Raw genomic sequence first — 21,671 nt, forward strand, 5'->3', positions numbered from 1 at the left:
ACTTAAGGGACTGATAAGAGTGGGGTGGATTGATGGAGGCGTACTTTTTTTATTTCCTTGAAAATATGGCGTTGATCATTGCGATGATGTATCTCGGCTTGAAAGCCCGGGAATATCTTGTGCCGAAATTGGCGGAATCGAGGAAAGCGCCGTTGTTGAACGGCTTGCTGACCGGGGTTTTGGCGTTCGCAATCATGTACAATCCGCTGCTTCACGAAGGAATGCGCATCGATCTCCGCGAAGCGCCGCTTTATTTCGTCGCATTTATCGGCGGCTGGCTGCCTGGTGTCATCGCCATGATCATTCCGTTCATTTACCGGATGATGATGGACGGGCCGACGGTATGGCTCGGCATCATGCAGGCGATTTTCTTGCCGGTGCTCATCGGCAGCCTGTTCCATGACAGGAAAAATTACCGTCCGCCTTATGCGATGGCCAATATCAAACGCATGATGCTCGGCTTTGCGGTATTTGAAGCGATCAAAACGGTGTGGATGGCGATGTCGACACCTGCGACTGCAGCGATGGCGCTCATAATGGCCATGATGGCGGCCATTGGGGTATTGGCGCTGGGCTGGATCCTCAACGATACGCACCGCAACATCATCCGCTGGAAAGCGCTTGAACACGATTCAACGCATGACGCCTTGACGGGCTTGCCGAATCTCCGGTTTTTCCATGAAAAGGTGCGCCAGTTGAAATACCGGGGCGTTCCGATGGCAATCGTCATGATGGACGTCGACCATTTCAAGAATTATAACGATACACATGGCCACCCGGCAGGAGATGGCGTGCTCCGCTCGATTGGGCGGTTGATGGAAGAAGCGGCGCGTCCGGGAGATGTCATCGCCCGCTACGGCGGGGAAGAATTTATCCTATGCTTTACGGGCGTGTCCACTGAACAGCAGGTGTTCGAACTGGCGGATGCCTTGCGCGAACGCATCGAAAGTTATCCGTTCTACGGTGCCGACCAACAGCCGGGCGGGCGTTTGACCGTGTCGCTCGGCGCCGCGATGTCGGAAACGGAACAGCCGCTCGACGAATTGATTGAGCAGGCTGACCGTGCGCTGTACCAATCGAAAAAAACGGGGCGCAACCAAGTGACAGTCGCATCGATGAAAACAGGTATTGAAAAGGAAGCCAGCTATCACTTGAACGCATAACCCGTCTTACATGAACGCGAAAAGGCTGCCTGGAAACCCGGCAGTTAAATCGAAAAAGGCTATCCCATCGTGCCTGGGATAGCCTTTTTGCGTTTTCAGCTTTTGGCCGATTTGTAATTGTTGTACCACGGGACAACGCTGCGGTCGACGTATTGGTGGAAAAACCATTCGCCAGCCGATAGCACCAAAGCGCTGACGAGTGCAGGCGCAACCATGGCGGCGAATTCGCCGGTCAAGAGCCAGCCGATCAACAAGATGACAGCCAGTGCCATGATGAAATCGGTGAATGTCGCGATCGTGTTGCGGGTTGACTGGTTATTCGGTTTTCCGGCATTCAGGAAAATGAGCAAATCGCCGATTGCATAGGACAAGGCCGTAAGCGCAAGGCTGATCATCAAGGTGTTCATGAAGCTGACATCAAATGCCCACGTCAGAACGACCAACAAGACGAGCGTGATGATGACGAATTTCACAGCGAGTGCAATGAGATGTTTCACGGAATCCCTCCTCTATATTAATGGAATACGAGTATAGAAATCACTACCCGTTTCATTAACAGGATATGCGTGCTTTCGAGTAAGAAAGGAGGGGGGAATGAAAAAAAGATAATTATTCAAAAAATGGAAAAAACAATTTCTGAATATGGTAATATTATGAGAAAAAGAGAAAAGGGCGTTTTTAAATTGGAAAAAGTGAAGACGGCTGGGAAATTTTTGCTCAGCCAATGGGATTATGCATTGTTTGTGTTATTGCTGTTAGGAAAGGTGTATTATTTCTCGAACGTCAGCGGCACGCTGTTTACGACACTCGGTCCGTTCGCGTATGCCAGGGAATTTGTCGCCTGGCTGTTTGGCGGGGAAGAGGAACGGATTTTTGAAGGGGTGCTGTTGATCAGCATCGGTACGATTTTGCTTGGGACATTCTGGCTATTGCTGTTGCATGGGCGAAAACGCCTGTTTTGGATGGCGATCACCAATCTGGTGCTGAGTTTCATCATTTTGGCGGATACGTTGTATTTCCGTTATTTCGAAGACATCATTTCCGTGACGGTCCTGATGCAGATGCGCCAAGTGGGCGATGTAGGCGAAAGCATTTTCGCCTTGTTCCGCCTGAGCGATGCGCTGTTATTGGCAGATGTGTTGTTGATGGCGATCCTGTGGCTGGCCATCAGCCGGAAAAAAGCGGCTGTCCGCACCCCTTCTCGCTGGGCGAAAGTCGGGACGGCGCTATTGGTGCTCGTACTCGGCTGGCAATTGACAGCGGTGCCGTTCAATAAATCGATGGAAAACGGCGGCGCATGGCAGTTCAATAAATTGATCTCGAATATGCGGGTGTATAATTTCACCGGGTTGCTCGGATTCCACAGCGCCAATATCACGCGCTATATCGATGATAATTTCATTAACCGCAAGGTCTATAGTGAAGATGAAATCTCAGCGGCCCAGGATTGGTTCGACGGGCGAAATGCGGAGCGCTTGCCTGGCCCTTATTCCGGCATGGCAGAAGGCAAGAACGTCATCGTCCTGCAAGTGGAAGCGCTGCAGCATTTCGTCCTCAACCGCGAAGTGAACGGGGAGGAAATCACGCCGAACTTGAACCGTTTGGCTAGGGAAAATCTGTATTTCCCGAACTTCTACGAACAGACAGCGCTCGGCCGGACCTCGGATGCCGAGTTCCTGCTGAACACGTCCCTGTACCCGACAGCTGAAGGTTCAGCGTATATGCTCCATGCCGAAAATACATTCGATGCACTTCCGGGCATTTTAAAAGAGCAAGGGTACGGAACCAATGTGTTCCACCCGTATAAAGCAAGTTTCTGGAACCGCTACATCATCTACCCGCAGCTTGGCATCGATACTTTCTATTCCGATGACGATTTTGAGGAAGCGGAAGTGATCGGCTGGGCGATCAACGACGAAGCGTTGCTTGACCAATCGCTTGAGGAAATGGAAACCTTTGCGGAGCCGTTCTATTCGCATATCGTCACCCTGACAAGCCACCATCCGTTCGAAATGCCGGAGGATTTGCAGCTGCTCAAGACAGAAGGCTATAACGGCTATCACGACCGCCATTTCAAGAATTATTTGCAATCGATCCATTACGTCGACCAGGCGATCGGCAAGTTTGTGGATGGGCTCGAGCAAAAAGGGATGCTAGACGACACGGTGCTGGTCATTTACGGCGACCACAGCACAGGGATGACCGACAATACAAAGGCGTTCATCGAATTCACTGAAGCAGAGGACCCGCTTGCTTATTTCGAAACGAATAAAAACGTTCCGCTCATTGTCCACATCCCAGGAGCGGAGCCGAAAACCTTCAGCCAAGTGGCGAGCCAGCTTGACCTTGCCCCGAGCTTGCTCGAGGTGCTCGGCGGCGACCCGGCCCAGCACCATTTCATCGGCCGCAATATGTGGGATGCGGAAGGCGGGCGCGCGACATTCCGCGACGGCTCGTTCATCACGAGCGAACTGAGCTTTATCGCATCGTCCGACGGGATCTATGACAACGGCAGCTGCTTCTGGCGCATGACAGGGGAAGAACTGGGCGTTGAGGCGTGCGAAGAACCGTTCAAGGAAGGCTCGAAAGAACTGCAAATCTCGGATGACGTCTTGCGTGGCAACTTGATCAAGAAGTTCGGCTATTGACGATAAGCAAAATTCACCAACTCACCGGACAGGAGCGGTACACTAGTTGTGTTGAATCCATTCGAGAAAGGGAGTTTTTGAATGAACTATAATTTTGACGAAACAGTCGAACGCCGCAATACCTATTCACTGAAATGGGACGGCGCGGAACTGATCAAGCAATTCGGCATCACCGACCGCTACGATGAAGACACGATCCCGCTTTTCACAGCGGACATGGATCTGCCGGTTGCACAGCCGATCGTCGATGCGCTCCATCAAACGGTCGACCACCGCATCTTCGGTTACACAATTTTACCGGATACTTATTTTGAGGCGATCCAACACTATTTCCAAAAACGTTACGACTGGGCGATCGATAAGCAACAAATCATCTTCAGCCCGGGAACGGTGCACGCTTTGAATATCGCTGTGAAAGCCTTGACCGAAAAGGGCGACGGCGTCATCATCCAGCGTCCGGTCTATCCACCGTTCACCTCTGCTGTCGAAGGCAACGGGCGCGTCGTGAAAAACAACGCACTCGTGATGGATGAAGATGGCCGTTACTCGGTCAACTTCGAGGAATTCGAGGAACTCGCAAAAGATGAAGATACGAAATTATTCATCCACTGCCATCCGCACAATCCGACGGGGCGCGTGTTCACGCCGGAAGAATCGGCCAAGCTTGCGGACATTTGCAAGCGCCACAATGTGACAATCATCGCCGATGAAATCCACGGCGACTTGGTGCGGAGCGGCGAGACTTTCACGCCGATGGTCCTGGCAGCGGATGAGACGGACCACATCATCACGTGTACGGCGATCAATAAAACTTTCAACGTGGCCGGGCTTCATTGCACGAACGTCATCATCGAAAACGAAGCCCTGCGCGAGAAATTCACTGCGGAACTTGGTATGCAATTGCCGACGCCATTCACCGTGGCGGCCTTGATTGCCGCCTACACAGAAGGCGACGACTGGCTCGGTCAAGTGAACGAATATCTCGACGGGACGCTCGAATGGGTAAAAGATTTCCTTGCAGAGCGCATGCCGAAAGTGAAAGTGCGCATTCCGGAAGGCACTTACGTCATGTGGCTCGATTTTCGCGGCTATGGGATTGACGATAAGGAAATCCATGACCGCATCTACAATAAAGCGAACGTCATCTTGGAAGACGGCACCATGTTCGGGAAAGAAGGCGCAGGGTTCCAGCGCATCTGCATCCCGTCGCCGCGCCCGCTTATCCAAGAAGCGATGGAACGCATCGCCAAGGAGTTCGACGATTTGAATTAATGTTTTTTTCGTGCCGTTTCAGGGAAAGCTAGAGGGAGACGGAAAACGAAAGGACGTGCCTGCATGGCTTTGAAAGCAGTATTTCTCAATTGTTCATTGAAAAGTTCGGAAGAAGAATCCAATACCGAAGTGTTCATGAAAGACGTTCAAAAACATTACGAAAAACTCGGCGTCGAGTCGGAAATCATCCGGTTGTCGGATTACTACATCGCTTTCGGCGTGGAAGAAGATATGGAAGACGGCGACGAATGGCCGGAAATTTTGGAATTGGTGAAAGCGGCTGATATCCTGATCATCGGGACGCCTCTGTGGCTTGGCGAGAAAAGTTCGATTGCGACACAAGCCATCGAGCGCTTGTATGGTTCGAGCAGCGTGACGAACGATCAAGGCCAGTCGATTTTCTATAATAAAGTCGGCGGAGCGGTCATTACAGGCAATGAAGACGGTGCGAAACATGCAGCGGCGTCGCTATTGTACAGTTTGTCGCATATCGGCTTTGTCATCCCGCCGAATGTGGATGCGTATTGGGTCGGGGAAGCCGGTCCTGGGCCGTCGTATGGTGAGACAGGCGGCAACGACTTCTCGAAAGCCGCGATCCAGCGCTTGGCCTATAATACGTATCATCTGGCAAATATGCTGAAGGACCACCCGATCCCGGCAGAAGGCAATACATTGTAAAATAAGGCCCTTTCTCTTTTGAGAAGGGGTTTTTGTATTGGAATAAAGGGAAGTGAAATACATATCAGTATTGAAGATTCAATTTTAGAACGCACAGCACGTTGTAAATGTAAATTGGGATTTTTTATACGGAGATTACGCTCCTGGCGGATGCTTGCCGGGGGGAGGGCGTCGAGCCAATGTGCCGCAAAAAGCGTGTCACATTTGTCTCGCCAGTCCCACTCAGTCCCCCAGGCGTCACCGCCATCCGCTTCATCTCTGTTGTCAAAATATGCAATTAGAAAATTATTCTCTGCGAATACACATAAAGCAGTGGATATTATACTAAAAAATCAGTGAGAAAACGGGGGGCCTATGAAGACTTTATCGGGTTTTATTATTTTGATGGGAATCATCTTGTTGTTTTCAGATGCTGATCTGCTCGCGCCTTTGGGAGGATTTGCGGGTTATTTCATTGGCGGCGGCTTGCTGTTATTGATGATTAGCCAACTTGCGGGAAATCGCGAGAAGAGTGTGTTATGCCGGATCGGGTTTCATGATTTTGAGCGCCAGGAGCGGGCCGAAGAAGTTCCGGCTATGCGCTGGTATCGCTGCAAGCGCTGCGGCAAGGAAAAGCGGGCGGCGTCGATCGTCTAAACTTTGCATACGAAAAAGCCAGGAACCGGGATTCCTGGCTTTTTCTTTATTATTTCTTGCCGATCGCCAAGGCGAACTGCAAATACATCATGCCGTTGCGCGCTTTTTGGCTCATGGCGAGCGTCATGCGCTCAAGTTCTGCTTCTGTAATGTGGTGGCTTTGTGCGCGGGCGTTGTCTTTTTCGAACGGCTCCGCTTTCTCGACCACTTGCAAATAGCTGTTGTCGATGCGGTTGCGGATATGCAAGGCCTTTTTCACGAACAGGCTTTGTTCGTCCGATTTCTCATAGCCGTACACTTCTTTCGACAGCCAATACAAAGCTTTCAAGGCATCGTTTTTCGTGTTCTGGACAAATGGCTTGAGCGGCTTTTTCAAGTCTTCGTCTTCGAACCAGATGCGTTGGAAGTTGACGCGCGGTTCTTCGACGCCGAGCTGCATCGTCTGGTTCAATAACAGCGCCATTTTGTCGAATAAGGAATAGGCTTGGCGATAGACTTGCTTCAAGTCTTCATAACGTTTCGTGTAGCGCGTATTGTCGCCGTCCATCTTATGGTCATCCGCCACGTCTTCGCTGTTCGTTGCGAGGTAGAGCGATCGGCGCATCGCCGTGAATTCATGCGTCAGCGAATCCAGGAAGTTGCCGAGGAATGCGTTGTTCTGGATACGAAGCGGAAGGTCGCGCTTCGCCATCGTGTCCGGCTCGATATCGTTGCCGCTGTTGAGGAACAGTTGCTGCTCGGCGCACCAGTCCAGATAGCGCTGTTCGTCGGCAGTCGGTTCGGGTTGCTGGGCGAGTTTCACGGGATCCACATCGCCAAGCTGCTCGATCATGTTCCCGGCAAGCTTGATGCGTTCGTCGTAAAGGGCTTGGCCTTTTTCGTCTTTGATGTCGGTTTTGGCGGTCTTGAATAAATCGAGCGCTTTTTCAAGCGCGCCGAGGCGCTCGGCTTTGACCGGCAGGAAAGTCGAGTAGAAAATCAAGGTCCAGCCAAACTCCCCGTTCAAGCGCTGGTAGGACGGATCGTTTTCATCTTTGACCATTTCCTTCAAAACCGCTTGCGCGTCGATTGAGCGGCCGGTGTGGACAAGTGTTTCCGCATAGTTCAGGCACACTTGGTTCCAGACATTCGATGGAATGCGCCCGCGGTACGTTTCGATCGTATTGTCGTATAGGTACAATTGGCGTTGTTTCAAGTCGGAGTTCCAGTCTTTTTTCAGCTGGTGCTGAATCGATAGATAACTCGTCTCAAGCAATACGGCGAGCGGGTATGCCGCTTTGCCTTGAAGGCGCTCCTTTAAATGATTGATCATGGCATTGATGCGGCCAGGGAAAGCTTCGGCTTTCGCTTGCTGCATTTCCTGCAGGAGCTGGTGGGTCGCCCCGTAAATTTCCTTTATTTCAAATTGCCCTAAATCGTCAGCTAGAGCGATATCGCTTAAAGTTGCCATCCCATTTCCTCCTTGATGCGTTTTGATGTGTCTCTCTCCATTCTAAGGGAAAAATGTCAATTGGTCACCCCGCGGCAGGAAATTGGCAGAAAATATGGAATATAGGAGACAATGCGAAAGGGGGAATGGGCATGGCTGAATCCAAGGAGCCGTTCATCTGGCTGCCGGTCATCGAGGAAAATGAAGCCACTGATATAAAAGCTCAGGGCAGCGGCGTGAACAGCAAGGCATTCAAGATGGCCTCAGCAACTGAAACCCGTGAACACGCACCGATTTCCCGGGACAAGCTGGAAGAGATGGTGCGCGGCTTTGAAGGCTATGAAGTGGAGACGATCGAATTGAACGTGGTGGGGGCAGTGGAGACGGGCGGCCTGCTGCAATTCATTGTCGCCGGCAAAGCGGAAGCCGGGATGACGGTGACGTTGAAGAAGAAAGGAAGCAGTGGAAAATCGATAGAATAATGGAAGGTGGCGCTGCGATGGCGGCGCTTTTTCAATTCCTGGAAAAAGGCTTCAATGGGCGCGAATGTTAGGATAATCGGCACTGCTTTTCCTGCTGCGAACACTGTTTTTGATGGTTCCATCAGGCATTAAGGTCTATGTGAAAAGAAGGGAATCGAAGGTATAATATTTACTATATACCAGAATATAGAGCTTTAAAAATCAAATTAAAATCCGTAAAGTGATTATAAAGTCCTTGCTGAATTTATTCCTTCTGTAAGCATCAAAATAGTAGGCAGAAAATATTTTTGGTCCGCCAAGTCAGGAGGTTTGCCATGGCAATGTTTCCGCATATCAGTTTAATTTCTTTAACTCTTGCCGTATCCATAGCGACAAGCTATACAGTATTGATCTTAATTGAATACGTAAGCAAACGGAAAAAAGGGATTACTCCGCGTTCTAGATTGCTGGCGATATGGACGCTTGGCAGTGGCTTTTTCGGCATGCAGCTAATTGGCATCCTGACGTTTATGGCACAATACCAATTTACAATAAGGGTTTGGCTGTTGGCCTTGGCCTTTCTTGCCTCCTGTTTGTTGGCAGCCTATGTCATGAGAATTTCGCCCCAGGACATACACGGACGCTACGAGAAAACCAAGCATGTACTCGTAACAGCGTTTCTGCTTAAAGCCGTTCACTTTCTTGGGTTGTCAGGTGTTTTAGATGTTCGCTTCAATGCAATTTCGCTCGATTATTATTTACTGTCTGTAGCTATGGTCCTGGCTATTAGTTATTTCAGCTTTCACTTCGTCCTCTACAGCAATGCAGCACAAGCGACTGAAATGCAGCGTCTCCGCAATGCAGGGATGATGGGCATCGTACTGACATTGCTTCATTACACCTCTACAAAAACCTTCTATACAAATATGGCACTTCCAGAAGCAGCGTCTGAAGGCGTATGGATAATTGGAACTGCTTTATTTATAGCAATCATCGTTATTTTATTGTTATTGTCCTCGGCCAACCTCGCACTGGTCGACCTTCATGCCCTTGAGACGGAAACAGAGCTTTTGCAACAAGTAAAAGCAAGCGAAAACCGCTTCCGGACGCTCGCCTACACCGATCAATTGACGGGGATTCCGAACCGCCATTGGTTTTTCGCCCATTTTCGGGAACTGATCGATTCACCGGAAGAAACAGTCAAATCGGTCGGTGTCGTGCTTATGGATTTTGATGATTTTAAGTCAATCAATGAATTGATTGGCCATGATGGAGGCGACGAATTTCTGAAACATGTAGTCGTCCGCTTGCAATCAGCTTTGCCCGAATCCATCGTGCTTGCAAGGCTTGGCGGAGATGAATTTGTCTTTGCGGTACCGAATGCTGAAAGAAACTATTTGGAGCAGCTATGCCAAAGAATTTTAGCTGCCATGGGTGAGCCTATCCTAATTGGGGGAAAATCAATCGCTTCTGGCATTAGCCTTGGCATTAGTTGCCAAGATATTGAAGCGTTGAATGAAGAAAGCTTGATCAAACAAGCTGATTTGGCACTTTTTATGGCCAAGAGTACGGGGAAGGAGAATTTTGAGTTTTTTTCTCCAGAACTTTTAAACAGCTCCACACGCAAAGAAGAGATTACGATGGCGCTTCAACAAGCTTTGGTGAATGGGGAGTTCTCGGTTTATTATCAGCCGCAAGTCGAATTGTTGAGCGGACAGGTCATCGGTTTTGAGGCCTTGCTGCGCTGGAACTCAGCGCTGGGCGCCGTGCCGCCGTCTGAATTCATTCCCGTCGCTGAAGAATGCGGCGCGATCCATTCAATCGGCGAATGGGTGCTGCGTGAAGCCTGCCAACAGTTGAATGCCTGGCGCCGTGAAGGCCGGCCGGATATCCATGTGTCGGTCAATGTGTCGGCGAAGCAATTTCTCGATCCGGAGTTTGCCGAAAAAGTGGCGCGTGTGTTGAATGAAACAGACGTGCCTGCCGAGTGTGTGGAAATTGAAATCACTGAAAGCGTCATGATCGATCTCGACGCTTCGGCCTCATTGGTTGAAGAGCTGCAAAAAATCGGCGTCAAGCTGGCGATCGATGATTTCGGCACCGGTTATTCGTCGCTCAACGCGGTCAAGAATATCCAAATCGATACCTTGAAGATCGACAAATCGCTGGTGGATGAAGTGCTCGGCAGCGACCGCAGTATGGCGATCCTGGCGACCATCATCGAACTCGGGAAAAACCTGGGGGCGGATGTTGTCGTCGAAGGGCTCGAGACGATCGAACAAGTGACTTTGATGCGGCAATACGAAATCATCGGGCAAGGCTATTATTTCAGCCGTCCGCTCCCTGCCGACAAAGCGGCAAGGGTATGGGACAAGTATTTGGAGCAGCCGGACGGGCTGTTCCATGCACCGATTTTATATTGAATATGAAAAGGCGCAGCGATGAGCTGCGTCTTTTTTGTTTTGAATGAAGATAGCGGGCGAATCGCTTCCCAGGACATATGTGGATGAGATAGCGAGAGCTTGCTTGTGCAATCGTTCCGGCGATTGATTTTAGTTTCAAATTAGTAGTCGCCGCCTTGCTTTGGGTTGGCCTCCCGCAGTAAGCCAGGAAGAACGCCTGTCTTACTGCGTCGCTTCACCCTTGGCGCAGGGCGGCTGAGAAATTTCATTGATTCGCGTGCGTTTACCCAGTTCTGCTTCTGTAGTCAGTTACCGGCTAGTAGGGGAGTCGCTTCCCGAGACAAGTTTGAGTAGATAGTGAGAGTTTGTGTGTCGAACTGTTTCGGGATTTGATTGAGGTTTCATCTTACTATTCGCCACCTTGCTTTGGGTTGGCCTCTTGCCATAAGCCAAGAAGAACACTTGTCTTACGGCATCGGCTCACCCTTGGCGCAGGGCGGCTGAGAGATTTCGTTGATTCGGGTGTGTTTAGCTAAATCTACTTCCTTACTCAGTTGCCGTCTAGTGGGGGAATCGCTTCCTACGATGAAGCATCTGGTCCTATGGCGTTTAAGTTGAAAAGCTTGTGGTGAAACTAGTACTCACTATCGCCTTCTCTTTGTCCACATGATATGTGCTACAAAGCATGAAGCATTTCCACATTTTCAGTCGATTGGATAGAAGAAATTTTCTTCCTTCTAAAACTAGAGACGGAGTGGAAGGAGGCTGACGCCTGTGGGACCGCGCGGGCTGGCGAGACAAACGTGCCCGCTCTTCGGCACGTTGGCTCAACACCCGCCCCACGGCAAGCAGCCCCCTGAAACGAAGTCAAAAAGCGGAAGCTTTTCAAATCTCTTCTTTCTAACTAACAGTTCTTGCCTCCTCAGCTGCATGACTCGCATCCTATGAGCCCCAAGCAGCCCCTTGCAACGCAGTCGATAAGCGGAAGCTATTTTACTCAATAGTAACAATAATATATTTTATGATTTCAGAACAATCTGTTAATTGATAACGAAGAATGGTAAACTGTCGGTAATCAGCAGGATCTACACCTCAGAAAAAATTCAGGAATGGGGGATTTATGTGGCGTTCGACATTCACGAAGTTTTGGAGAGGAAAGGCATTAACGTCCCGGATCATCACAAGGAAATGCTCACCGGGCAGATGGCAGGGTTTGAAGAGCTGCGAAAAACGGTGAACCAGGAACAATTAAAAGACCTGGATATGGCCCTGACGCATATTCCCGGAGGTGAGCAGAAATGAGTAATGAACTTGCACAGAAATCCATCGGGGAACTGGCGCCGCTCATCCAATCAAAGCAAGTGTCGCCTGTCGAATTGACGGAGCAGGTATTGGCGAATGTCGATTTGTACGACGGCGAGATCAATGCGTATATTGCCGTGCAGAAAGAACAAGCGCTGGAAGCAGCCGCGCAGGCTGAACAGGAAATCCAAAGCGGCAATTACCGCGGCGCGCTTCACGGGATCCCGATGGCGCTGAAAGACATCCTCTATTTTAAAGACGAGAAAGCGACGATGGGGTCGAGCATCCACAGCGAGTTCGTGGCGGATTTCGATGCGACGGTCGTCTCGAAGCTGAAGATGTCCGGGGTAACGTTCACCGGCAAGCTCAATATGCATGAGTATGCGTGGGGCGCGACAACGACCAATCCGCATTTCGGGCCGTGCAAAAACCCATGGGATCTGACGAAGATTCCAGGCGGCTCAAGCGGCGGGTCGGGTGCTGCGGTGGCGTCCCATATGGCGATTGCCTCGCTCGGGACGGATACGGGCGGGTCGATTCGAATCCCGGCATCGAGCTGCGGCATTATCGGGCTCAAGCCGACCCATGGGCGCATTTCGAAATACGGCTGCTTCCCGCTTGCCTGGTCGCTTGATCATATCGGGCCAATGACGAAGACGGTTTACGATGCGGCATTGCTATTGGAATTCTTGAGCGGTTACGACCCGAAAGACCCGACCTCGATCGACCGCCCGGCGAAGAATTTCTCGGGGCTATTGGACAGCGATGCGAAAGATTTGGTCATTGGCATCGAAGAGGACTATTTCTTTAAAAATGTCGACAGCCGCGTAGACGAACAAGTGCGACTCGTGTTGAAGCAGTTGGAAGATGCGGGAGCGGTGATCAAACCCGTCAGCATCCCGTCCTTGAAGCAGGCGGAATTCGCAGAGCTCGTGACGATCACGACAGAAGCGAGCGCTGTGCATCATGCGAATCTATTGAAATCGCCGGAGAAATTCGGCGAAGATGTGCGCTTTTTGCTGGAAGTCGGCGAGTTGATGAGCGGCGTCGACTATGTGCAGTCGCAACAGATCCGTCGGAAACTCGATCTGGAATTCGCCGCGGCGTTTGAAAGCGTAGATGTGCTGATCAGCCCGACCTTGCCGTTCCTGTCGCCGCCGATCGGTTCACAGACGGTGGACGTGAACGGCCAGGAATTGAGCTTCCTGGATGAAGTGATCCGCTTTACGGGGCCGGGAAATCTGACCGGTTTGCCGGCACTGAGCATTCCGGTGGGGGTGAAAGATGGCTTGCCAGTGGGATTGCAGATCATGGGGCCGGCTTTTGAAGAAGAGAAAGTGCTGAAGGCCGCAGCGCTGATCGAAGCAATGGAATTGATGAAAGGCCATGCACCGACACTTGGAAAATAGAATGCTTCATGGACAGTTCCCGCCGGCGTGCACCCGGTTTTAGGGAACTGTTTTTCATTGAAAAAATTTAACCGATTTTTAACATTTAGCAGGTAGAATCGTCGTACGACATTCAGTAAGCAAAGGAGCGGCCCAATCATGGCATTCTGGAAAAAACCGAGGGACAAGGAATTGCTTCCGCGCAATAAAGAAGATATTGTCCGCGAAATGTGGAGCCCGAAAAAGACGGCAGATCAGTTATTCAATGTGAAATCATATGGCGCAATTGGCGACGGCAAAGCCGACGACCGGAAAGCGCTGCAAAAAGCGATTGATGCCGCATATGGCACGAGTAAAGGCGGCAATTTGTTCTTCCCGCCGGGCTTGTATCGTATTAGCGGCCCCATTGAAGTGCCGGAATGGGGCATGGGGGCAGCCGTTTCATGGATCGGCCATAGTTCTGAGACGACGCGCATCGCACCGTCCGAACCGATGGACTATTTGGTGCGCATGCGCGGGGGCAGCGGATCGGTCAAGGGGATCCAGTTCATGGGAACTGATCCCGAAAACGGCTATACACAACTCGTTAAAGTGTGCATGGTGGCCAGCGAAATCCGCGATAAATTGTTCTCAGGCGCCGCGTTCATGTGGGGCTCAGTCCACGGCTTGCAGATTCTGGAAGAGGGCAATAATAATTTATGCGTATTCGACCGGCTGTGCCAGTTTTCACAAAACGGTACGGTCATTGAAGGCAGCGGGGCTTCAGGGCGGGGGACGAATATTTCATTCATGAAACTTGATCCCGCCGCGCGCGATGTCCATGTGGGCGCTTATTTCAAAGTGGGCTCTGGAGAAGGGTCTGTCTACCACATCGATGAAGTCGGCCCGCGCAGCATCACCGTGTCGCCGCCTTTGAAGGAGACGATCTCGCCGGGAATGCCGTACAAAATCCATCTCGGCTGCGGATTGCAGACGGACCGCGGCAGCGATAATAATGTCTACGGGATTTACGATTGCCATTTTGTCGGCAACGCAGCGACCGGCCTGATGGTGCGCGGGCTTTATGGCCACCATATCCAAGGCGGCAATTTTGACTCGAACGGCATCGCGGGCATCCATATCGGCAGCGGCGCGATCAATACGACGCCCGCGTATTCCGGCAGCATCAACCATAGCTATTTCGAGAACAACGGTTATGCGAATGTTCTGCTCGATTATGCGGCTGGCCTCAGCATCATCGAGCCATTGCTCGCGAAACCGCGCGACGGCATGGGCGACGGGCTTGCCTCGATCACTTCCTTATACAACGAAGAATACCAATACGATACGACGAGCATCCTTTACAACGGGCGATTGCATCAATACGTGCCGGAAGGTGGACGCTCCCCGATCGATATGAAAGACGAGCCAAGGATCACCGTCAACAAGAAAGACGGCGCGTCCGAGGCGGAAACCGTCAAACTGCCGCCGGCGCCGGCCCATAAATTCAGCGAAGAAGTGGAGATCTTCGTCGAACATAGCGGCGGGCAGGAAGTTCGGCTCGTCTGCGATAACGCCAAAGTGAACAACCGGCCAGGCGGTGAAGGTGTGCTCGCGCCGGCAGGAATCGGCTACAAAATCACCGCCTATTACAATAGAAGCGACAAGAGCTGGATGGTTTCGCATACGACACCTTTGAGTTAAAGGACATTTTATGCCTGAATTTTCAGATTTTTATTGACGTTTCTGTTTTTTATTGGTATTTTTGTATTATGGTTATTGATTAATTTAGTTATTTTGAATTAGAACTTATACGATATGTACACGATTTTTGCGAAGTGGAGGGTTTTGGATGGATAAAAAGAAAATTTTAATCCTTGGCGGCACATTCCATATGGTCAATGTGGTGGAGACGGCCAAACGCATGGGCTATTATGTTATTGTCACCGACAATATGGTCGGTTCGCCAGCGAAGAAAATTGCCGACCAATCGTATGACATCAGTACAGCAAATATACAGAAGCTAGCTGAGATCGGCAGGAAAGAACAAATCGATGGCGTGTTCACGGCTTTTGACGACATCAATACATGGCACGCGGTCGCGCTGTGCAAAACGCTCCACTTGCCGTTCTACGCGACACCCGCACAGCTTGAAATCACTTCGCATAAGGACCGTTTCAAGGACTATTGCCGTACATTCGGCGTGCCGGTCATCGAAGAATATGAGTGCGACCCTGCACAGGGCCCCGAACTTCCAGCAGTGGAATTTCCGGTCATCGTCAAGCCGGTCGATAGCTACGCGAGCAAAGGGATTACGGTGTGCTATGGGGAAGAGGAACTCACAAAGGGGGTTCAAAAGGCAGTCGGGGAATCGAAGTCGGGCAAGATAATGCTCGAGCGCTTTGTTGATTCGGATATCGGCGTCCAGGCATTCTACACTGCTCGGGATGGCCATCTCGTCCTGACTGCCGTCACCGACCGCTTTACCCATAAGCAATCGAAAGAACATCCGCCGCTGCCTGTAGCGATGCTGTTTCCCTCCCAGCATCAGAACCAGTATATAAAGGAAATCGATCTGGCGGTGCGCAATATGATTCGCAATATAGGCATTGAAAACGGCTTGGTGTTCATCCAGACAATGTACGATGGCGGCAAGATCTATGTATACGAAATGGGCTTCCGTTTCAGCGGCGAGCAGCATTATCATATTGTCCATAAGCAGACAGGCGTCCACTTGCTGGAGATGATGCTCGATTTTTCGATCGGCGAAGACACATCCAGCCATCCGATCGAACAATTCGACCATGCACCGATGCCGTATCCTTCCGCTAATTTGCCGATTTTGCTCGGGCCGGGAACGATTACGGAAATTCGCGGCTTAGAGGCGGTGAAAGCGATGCCGGAAGTGATTTCCTGCGTCATCAACCGTTCCGAAGGCGAAGTGATCGAGCGGACAGGCTCCTACTCGCAAATGTTCGGCCGCTTCAATGTGGTCGCAAACTCCCAGCAAGAACTCCTGGAAACGATCGAACGGATTTACTGTACGCTCGACATCCGTTCAGAAGACGGTCGCGATATGATCATGGCCCGTTTCCAGCCCGCAAAAGTGAACGCTTCGTAGAAGAATCAGTAAAACAGCGAGCGCATATGCCCGCTGTTTTTTTATGCCTTGAAAATGAAACGAAAAAAGCGCGGACCCCTATGGGATCCAGCGCTTTTTTTCAGCCTCTGTATAAAGGGAAATGGCCAGGGTTTTCGATACCGATTTGAAGGCGTTTCAGCTCGGTCAGCCTGCCGTACATATCGGTATTGCGGATGCGTTTTCCGGTCAAGATCTCGAGCGGTTCCGTCTTGGTGAATCGGCGTTTGAATCGATACAGGGCTTCGGTCGAGGCGCCGCCTAGATGAAATTCGGAAAAGCCGTGTTCTTTGCCGTAGCGGCACGCTTCTGCCATGATCAATGAATTTCCGGCACAGCGGAAATACTCGGGATCGTTGGCGACCAGATGGTAATGCATATAATCACCGTGGTGGACGATCAATGCGGAGGAGACGGTCTTGCCATCGTATTTCGCATTGAGCAGGAACTGCTTGCCTTCCAGATGCTTGAAGGATTCCTTTAGCATCCCAGGATCGAATATATAATGATCCGGAAACTCGTTGCGGTCCGCTGTGAGGTCATACAGCCGGCAAAAATCGTTCAATGTATCCCCGGTGAAATCATATTCCACCATCACGCCGTTTTTCAGCGCACGGCGTACTTGCTGTCGGGCGGCGGATGAAAACTCGTAGCGGAAAGGGTCATCGACAGTCAAATCGATGTACATGACGATGCCGCGCAAGTCGAGCCCATAATGTGGAAAAAAATCTTCCGCATTCTTGATCCAGGAACTGAAGCGGATGTATTCGGAAACGATGTGCTGCTGTTCGCAGTAAACCTGAAATGCCGCATCGAACTCGTCGACCAATGCGCGGCGTTTGCTTTTTTCGGCACTTATGATAACAGGGCCGCTTTGGCCGAATGCAGTAATTGTATCGAACCAGCCTTCTAACAGCGGCACCGGTCGTTTGATGAAAGGATAGATGATGTGCCCGAGCTCACTTTTCCATTCGAACTGCTGAAATTGCCCTCCCTCGTGTGCGGCGTATGCCTCATTCCATTCGGGCGTAAAGAAGATGTCTGGAACCGCTTGCTTAGTAGGTACTGCCATGGCTCTCTGCCTCCTTCGAATAAATGGTATGCTGTCTACTTTCACAATAAGGTTTTCCGGTTAAAAGTAGGTAAAACATATTAAATAGGAAGAAATATTATTTTTTTCAGATTTCCACATTGACAAAACAATACCCCGGTTGGTAAATTTGTTCTACAAACGAACAAGAAAATCGATTGATTTCGCATAATCCGAGAAATTCCTAGTCAATATTACCCGAACAGACTGAAGGGGGTGTTTCCTGTGAAAAGACAGAAAAAGCTGCTCATTCTTGGCGGCATTACGCATATGATCGACGTCGTCGAAACTGCTAAAAACATGGGCCTATATACAATCGTTACGGACAACAACGAGGAATCGCCAGCAAAGAAAACCGCCGACAAAGCTTATCATATCAGCACCGCAGATATCGACGCCTTGGAGGACATGGCGCGTCAAGAGCAGGTCGATGGTGTATTGACGGCTTTCGACGACATCAACACATGGAATGCCCAAATGCTGACGGAACGCCTGGGATTGCCGTTTTATGCCACAAAAGAACACTTGGAAACAAGTTCCAACAAAGACCGGTTCAAGGAGTTATGCCGAAGATTCGATGTGCCGGTCATCGAACAATACGAAAAAGGCGATGGGGTGCCGGTGCGCTACCCGGTCATCGTCAAGCCGGTCGACAGCTACGCCAGCAAAGGCATCACCGTCTGCCAAAACGAAGCAGAACTATACGAGGCAGCCGAAAAAGCCAGACACTTTTCGCGCCACGGCCGCGTGCTCGTCGAACGCTTCATCGATACGAACCATGGCGTCGAAATGTATTACACTTTGCAAAACGGGGAGGTCATCTTATCCGCTGTCACGGACCGTTTTGTCTACAACCAAGGGCACCAAAGCCCGCCGCTTCCAGTCGCAACGATCTACCCGTCCAGCCATCTCGCTGAATTTATCGCGCTTCACGATGCCAATATTCGAGAAATGCTGAGGGGGATGGGCCTTAAGAACGGACTTGTATTGATCCAGTCACTTTACGACAATGGGGAGTTCTTTATTTACGAGATGGGCTACCGTTTGAGCGGGGAGCAGCATTACCAGATCGTCAAACGCCAGACTGATGTCAATTTGCTGGAGATGATGATTGATTTTGCGGTAGGGGAAGACATTTCGCAGTACGACCTGAGCAATTTTGATGACGGCTTCATGCGTTACCCGTCCTGCAATCTCTCTGTGCTTCTCGGTGCGGGAACCATCCGCGAAATCCGCGGCCTGGAAGAAATTCTGGATTTGCCGTCAGTGATTTCCTGGGTGCCGACACGTGAAGTGGGCGATGAAATCACGGTGACCGGCTCCTATTCACAGATGCTGGGCCGTTTCAATATCGTGTGCCAGACGATTGAGGAGCTGAACGGGACGATTCGCGAGATCAACCGGACCCTTGAAGTCATCTCGGAAAGCGGCGAAGACATGGTGCTCGCCCGCTACCTGGCAGGAGAAAAAGTAACCTGAACCGCAGCAGCCGCTGCGGTTTTTTCTATTGGATCATGATGAGGTGGAACGCAGTTGTTATTAAAGGGTTAGTGTAAATAGTTTTTGCAGCGCTTCAAAATGAACTGAAAAAAGATAGAGTATCTTTTAGACATTCTTGTCTAAATAAGCGTCCCCAACCAATGGATGACATCTATGGATAGAGATATTTCATCACACAAAAACGTCAATGAAATCTATCAGCCGAACCGCGTCCAAACCCGTATTCAATTCTCACTGCGTTCGAGCATCTTGGGAAAACCATTATTGCTCCCACATCTGCGAGCAGATGCGTCGCAAATGAACCGGCTCAACTTCCTTTCGCCGGTTCATTGGCTCATTGCGGGAGGCTAGCCCAAAGCGGGAGGCGGCTGCTTGATGATGCTAAAGATCAATGAATCATCCTCATCACTCGCTGGTCCAACTAAGCGTCACCAACCAGTGGATGAAATCTATGGATAGAGACATTACATCGCACATTAAGTTCAACGAAATCAAAAAGCCGAACCGCGTCCAAACCCGTATTCAATTCTCACTGCGTTCGGAGCATCTTGGGAAAACCATTATTGCTCCCACATCTGCGAGCAGATGCGTCGCAAATGAACCGGCTCAACTCCCTTTTGCCGATTCATTGGCTCATTGCGGGAGGCGGTTACTGTGTGATGAAAAAAAACAAAGGCATTCCACTTAGCTCGCCTGTCCAATTTACTCAAGCATTTCGATGAACTCACATACTTCTCCACAGAAAAAGAGGCTTCCAACTGGAAGCCTCTTTGCTATTTGGAATAAGTGGTGACGAATGATGGGCGCGGGAAAATGTTCGGCCGTTTGTCGATGCCTTCCGATGTGCCGCGTTTTTTGTGTGCATGTGAGTAGGCTTGGGACGACTGCCAAGTGGTGAAGGCGGATTCGTCTTCCCACATCGTGAGGATGACATACGTATCGGAATCGAGCGGACGCAAGATGCGGATTGCCGCGAAGCCCGGTTCTTTTTCGACTAGCCCTGCGCGGTTCTGGAAGCGCGATTCGAACAGTTCACGCCCTTCTTCGGTGACTGGGATGTTGTTGAATACGGCGAAGGCCCCGTCTTCGAGCTTCCCTTTTTGGTCAAGGACTTCGTAGGCTTCGATGTTGTCGCCAGCCGGAATTCCTTGTTCATTGATGGCTGCTGCATCGCCTCCGTTTGTTAAAACGAACCAGCCATCGTCTTTCAACGCATCGGTTTCCTGTTTATTGCCGATCCATTTATAAAGCTTCATCGGTCTGCCCCTCTTCTGTGAAAGTTCTATATTTCCTATATTAAGTAAATTATTTCATTTTCGCAAAGAATCTTGTCTCCTTTTCACGCAATTTTGTCTATATATAAGTCCCCTGAAAAATTTATGGCCTGTTTAACCTGTCTTTAACCTGGGCCTTTTAGGATAGGTGCTACTAAAGAGTTTCATTTAGAAAGGAGTGCATGCGATGGCAGGAGCTCCATCAGGCATTGGGGAGGAATCATTCGCAACTTACAACGAGAAAGAAGGAAAAGATGATGGGGGATCTTTATTTCGATGAACGTTATGGGAAATTGTATGAAGAAGTAGAAAAAGGCGTGTGCCAAGTCTTTGAGTTCAATCATCCGCTGGGGCGCGTCCGGCATCTGTTCATCAAGCGCGAGATTCCGATTTTGCTCGGGTCTGAACGCTACTTCGACATTGTTACGCCATATGGATACGGAGGGCCGTTGATGACAGGCTGTGCGCCGGAACATCGGGAAGAGTTGGCATCCGCCTTTGCGGAAGCGTTTGCTGCGTATTGTGAAGCGGAAGGCGTGGTCAGTGAGTTTATCCGGTTCCACCCGGTGCTTGGCAATGCGCAGGATTTCGAAAAGAACTACGAAGTGCGTTATCTGCGTGATACGGTCGGAACCAGGGTCGGTGCATATGACGATCCGGTTGAAGCGGAGTTCAGCGCTTCTGCCCGCAAGAACATTCGTAAAGCATTGCGCGATGGCGTCGAGTTCCGGGTAACACTCGGACCACGCGACCTGAAGGAATTCCAGCGGATTTACTTTGCGACGATGGACCGTAATCACGCTGATTCATTCTATTACTTCAGTGAAAAATATTTCACTCAATTGCTTGAATCGTTTGGGGACAAGTTATTGCTGGTCGAAGCGCTTTATGAGGGCCAAGCGATCGGCATGGAATTGCAATTTGTCTACAACGATTTGATCCATACGCATTTGTCGGGAACGTATGAAGCATTTCATCATCTATCGCCGGTTTATGTCATGCAATACGCCACCGTGCTATGGGCTAAAGAACATGGCATCGAGCTCATCCACGGTGGAGGCGGGCGGACAAACAGCCCGGATGATAACTTGCTTCGCTTTAAGCAGCAATTTGCCCACCATACTAGGTTTTCGTTCTATAGCGGCCAGAAAGTATGGAATGAAGAGGTGTACAAGAAACTTTGCCAGGAAGCGCACACTGCCGTAACGGATGAGTTTTTTCCTGCATACCGGAAGCGTCCGGCAAAAGAGGCGAGCCAGGCTCAATAGAGAGAAATCAGAGGGGGAGCAGATACAAACAACAAAAGCAGA

The 21,671-nt window shown here is 50.4% G+C and carries 17 protein-coding genes; 13 read left to right on the forward strand and 4 right to left on the reverse strand.

The genetic code is table 11. From position 1 onward, the window contains the following. Positions 1–32 precede the first annotated feature (32 nt). Entirely contained in the window at positions 33–1,163 is a 1,131-nt protein-coding gene (locus AB9R92_RS13635; protein WP_370669967.1) for a diguanylate cyclase, read from the forward strand. 95 nt (positions 1,164–1,258) lie between these two features. Here the strand turns inward: AB9R92_RS13635 and AB9R92_RS13640 are convergent, their stop codons facing one another. Next, complete coding sequence (locus AB9R92_RS13640; RefSeq protein WP_370669968.1) at positions 1,259–1,660, reverse strand: DUF2512 family protein; 402 nt, start codon at positions 1,658–1,660, stop codon at positions 1,259–1,261. A gap of 195 nt (positions 1,661–1,855) precedes the next feature. On the opposite strand from AB9R92_RS13640, the gene AB9R92_RS13645 reads away from it, so the two are divergent. From AB9R92_RS13645 to AB9R92_RS13660, 4 genes are all read left to right on the forward strand, one after another. Then, positions 1,856–3,811, forward strand: coding sequence for an LTA synthase family protein (locus AB9R92_RS13645; RefSeq protein ID WP_370670115.1), 1,956 nt, complete (start codon positions 1,856–1,858; stop codon positions 3,809–3,811). 81 nt (positions 3,812–3,892) lie between these two features. Further along, positions 3,893–5,083, forward strand: coding sequence for a MalY/PatB family protein (locus tag AB9R92_RS13650; protein WP_370669969.1), 1,191 nt, complete (start codon positions 3,893–3,895; stop codon positions 5,081–5,083). Positions 5,084–5,146: 63 nt separating this feature from the next. Beyond that, complete coding sequence (locus AB9R92_RS13655; protein ID WP_370669970.1) at positions 5,147–5,761, forward strand: flavodoxin family protein; 615 nt, start codon at positions 5,147–5,149, stop codon at positions 5,759–5,761. 354 nt (positions 5,762–6,115) lie between these two features. Further along, on the forward strand, positions 6,116–6,397 hold the full coding sequence (locus tag AB9R92_RS13660; protein ID WP_370669971.1) for a hypothetical protein: 282 nt from the start codon (positions 6,116–6,118) through the stop codon (positions 6,395–6,397). A gap of 49 nt (positions 6,398–6,446) precedes the next feature. Here the strand turns inward: AB9R92_RS13660 and AB9R92_RS13665 are convergent, their stop codons facing one another. Further along, positions 6,447–7,847 (reverse strand): LA2681 family HEPN domain-containing protein, encoded by a 1,401-nt coding sequence (locus AB9R92_RS13665; protein ID WP_370669972.1) that lies wholly within the window; start codon positions 7,845–7,847, stop codon positions 6,447–6,449. A 131-nt stretch (positions 7,848–7,978) separates the two neighbouring features. Between AB9R92_RS13665 and AB9R92_RS13670 the strand changes: the two genes are divergently transcribed. From AB9R92_RS13670 to AB9R92_RS13695, 6 genes are all read left to right on the forward strand, one after another. Then, entirely contained in the window at positions 7,979–8,308 is a 330-nt protein-coding gene (locus AB9R92_RS13670; protein WP_370669973.1) for a hypothetical protein, read from the forward strand. Positions 8,309–8,622: 314 nt separating this feature from the next. Beyond that, a complete protein-coding gene (locus AB9R92_RS13675; RefSeq protein WP_370669974.1) occupies positions 8,623–10,710 on the forward strand; it encodes a putative bifunctional diguanylate cyclase/phosphodiesterase in 2,088 nt (695 codons plus the stop codon). Between the two features lie 1,101 nt (positions 10,711–11,811). Beyond that, a complete protein-coding gene (locus AB9R92_RS13680) occupies positions 11,812–11,991 on the forward strand; it encodes a hypothetical protein (protein WP_121298057.1) in 180 nt (59 codons plus the stop codon). Then, positions 11,988–13,400 carry an amidase gene (locus AB9R92_RS13685; protein WP_370669975.1) on the forward strand — a complete coding sequence of 471 codons (1,413 nt, stop codon included), beginning with the start codon at positions 11,988–11,990 and terminating at the stop codon, positions 13,398–13,400. Before AB9R92_RS13680 ends, AB9R92_RS13685 begins: the two co-directional genes overlap by 4 nt. A 138-nt stretch (positions 13,401–13,538) precedes the next feature. After that, a complete protein-coding gene (locus tag AB9R92_RS13690; protein ID WP_370669976.1) occupies positions 13,539–15,062 on the forward strand; it encodes a right-handed parallel beta-helix repeat-containing protein in 1,524 nt (507 codons plus the stop codon). A 148-nt stretch (positions 15,063–15,210) separates the two neighbouring features. Next, a complete protein-coding gene (locus AB9R92_RS13695) occupies positions 15,211–16,479 on the forward strand; it encodes an ATP-binding protein (protein WP_370669977.1) in 1,269 nt (422 codons plus the stop codon). A 100-nt stretch (positions 16,480–16,579) separates the two neighbouring features. Here AB9R92_RS13695 and AB9R92_RS13700 read toward each other — a convergent pair whose 3' ends face one another. After that, a complete protein-coding gene (locus AB9R92_RS13700) occupies positions 16,580–17,569 on the reverse strand; it encodes a GNAT family N-acetyltransferase (RefSeq protein ID WP_370669978.1) in 990 nt (329 codons plus the stop codon). Positions 17,570–17,812: 243 nt separating this feature from the next. Between AB9R92_RS13700 and AB9R92_RS13705 the strand changes: the two genes are divergently transcribed. Continuing rightward, the gene (locus AB9R92_RS13705) at positions 17,813–19,066 is read left to right on the forward strand and encodes an ATP-grasp domain-containing protein (RefSeq protein WP_370669979.1); all 1,254 of its coding nucleotides are present in this window, start codon (positions 17,813–17,815) and stop codon (positions 19,064–19,066) included. Positions 19,067–19,860: 794 nt separating this feature from the next. On the opposite strand, the gene AB9R92_RS13710 is transcribed toward AB9R92_RS13705, so the two are convergent. Beyond that, positions 19,861–20,343, reverse strand: coding sequence for an antibiotic biosynthesis monooxygenase family protein (locus AB9R92_RS13710; RefSeq protein ID WP_370669980.1), 483 nt, complete (start codon positions 20,341–20,343; stop codon positions 19,861–19,863). Positions 20,344–20,615: 272 nt separating this feature from the next. On the opposite strand from AB9R92_RS13710, the gene AB9R92_RS13715 reads away from it, so the two are divergent. After that, positions 20,616–21,629, forward strand: coding sequence for a GNAT family N-acetyltransferase (locus AB9R92_RS13715; protein ID WP_370669981.1), 1,014 nt, complete (start codon positions 20,616–20,618; stop codon positions 21,627–21,629). Positions 21,630–21,671: the final 42 nt, after the last annotated feature.

It is taken from the genome of Planococcus sp. SSTMD024, assembly GCF_041320495.1.
Lineage (GTDB): Bacteria > Bacillota > Bacilli > Bacillales_A > Planococcaceae > Planococcus.

Bases quoted from the DNA above. Each gene is read 5' to 3' on its own strand.
- AB9R92_RS13635 (WP_370669967.1), top strand. From the start codon at position 33: ATGGAGGCGTACTTTTTTTATTTCCTTGAAAATATGGCGTTGATCATT.
- AB9R92_RS13650 (WP_370669969.1), top strand. From the start codon at position 3,893: ATGAACTATAATTTTGACGAAACAGTCGAACGCCGCAATACCTATTCA.
- AB9R92_RS13655 (WP_370669970.1), top strand. From the start codon at position 5,147: ATGGCTTTGAAAGCAGTATTTCTCAATTGTTCATTGAAAAGTTCGGAA.
- AB9R92_RS13660 (WP_370669971.1), top strand. From the start codon at position 6,116: ATGAAGACTTTATCGGGTTTTATTATTTTGATGGGAATCATCTTGTTG.
- AB9R92_RS13665 (WP_370669972.1), bottom strand. From the start codon at position 7,847: ATGGCAACTTTAAGCGATATCGCTCTAGCTGACGATTTAGGGCAATTT.
- AB9R92_RS13670 (WP_370669973.1), top strand. From the start codon at position 7,979: ATGGCTGAATCCAAGGAGCCGTTCATCTGGCTGCCGGTCATCGAGGAA.
- AB9R92_RS13675 (WP_370669974.1), top strand. From the start codon at position 8,623: ATGGCAATGTTTCCGCATATCAGTTTAATTTCTTTAACTCTTGCCGTA.
- AB9R92_RS13685 (WP_370669975.1), top strand. From the start codon at position 11,988: ATGAGTAATGAACTTGCACAGAAATCCATCGGGGAACTGGCGCCGCTC.
- AB9R92_RS13690 (WP_370669976.1), top strand. From the start codon at position 13,539: ATGGCATTCTGGAAAAAACCGAGGGACAAGGAATTGCTTCCGCGCAAT.
- AB9R92_RS13695 (WP_370669977.1), top strand. From the start codon at position 15,211: ATGGATAAAAAGAAAATTTTAATCCTTGGCGGCACATTCCATATGGTC.
- AB9R92_RS13700 (WP_370669978.1), bottom strand. From the start codon at position 17,569: ATGGCAGTACCTACTAAGCAAGCGGTTCCAGACATCTTCTTTACGCCC.
- AB9R92_RS13710 (WP_370669980.1), bottom strand. From the start codon at position 20,343: ATGAAGCTTTATAAATGGATCGGCAATAAACAGGAAACCGATGCGTTG.
- AB9R92_RS13715 (WP_370669981.1), top strand. From the start codon at position 20,616: ATGATGGGGGATCTTTATTTCGATGAACGTTATGGGAAATTGTATGAA.